1 protein-coding gene is annotated in these 365 nt (G+C 53.7%); it reads right to left on the bottom strand.

Going from position 1 to position 365, the window contains the following annotated elements; all coding sequences use genetic code 11:
• A partial coding sequence (locus SB660_RS19285; RefSeq protein WP_410583837.1) for an ABC transporter ATP-binding protein occupies positions 1 to 365 on the bottom strand: 365 nt, incomplete at both ends.

The following is a 365-nucleotide window of genomic DNA, read 5'->3' as shown; positions in this document are numbered from 1 at the left end:
ATGCGTCACATAAACGATGGTCGCTTTCAAACGCTGATGGAGCTTGCTGATTTCGGCGCGCATCGTCACACGCAGTTTCGCATCTAAGTTGGAAAGCGGCTCGTCCATCAGAAACACTTTCGGCTCCCGCACGATCGACCGGCCGAGCGCAACCCGCTGCCGCTGTCCGCCTGAAAGAGCCTTCGGTTTCCGCTTGAGCAGATGCCCGATTTCCAAAATATCAGCGGCCGTCCGGACTCGCTCTGCGATTTCTTTTTTCGGCAGCTTTCTGAGCTTCAAACCGAACGCCATATTATCAAACACCGTCATGTGGGGATACAGCGCGTAATTCTGAAAAACCATTGCGATATCACGATCCTTCGGGG

Source organism: Bacillus sp. SIMBA_005 (assembly GCF_046535585.1).
Lineage (GTDB): Bacteria > Bacillota > Bacilli > Bacillales > Bacillaceae > Bacillus > Bacillus pumilus.
The sequence above is the reverse complement of the archived record's forward strand: the minus strand, read 5'-3'. Positions and strand labels throughout refer to the sequence as shown.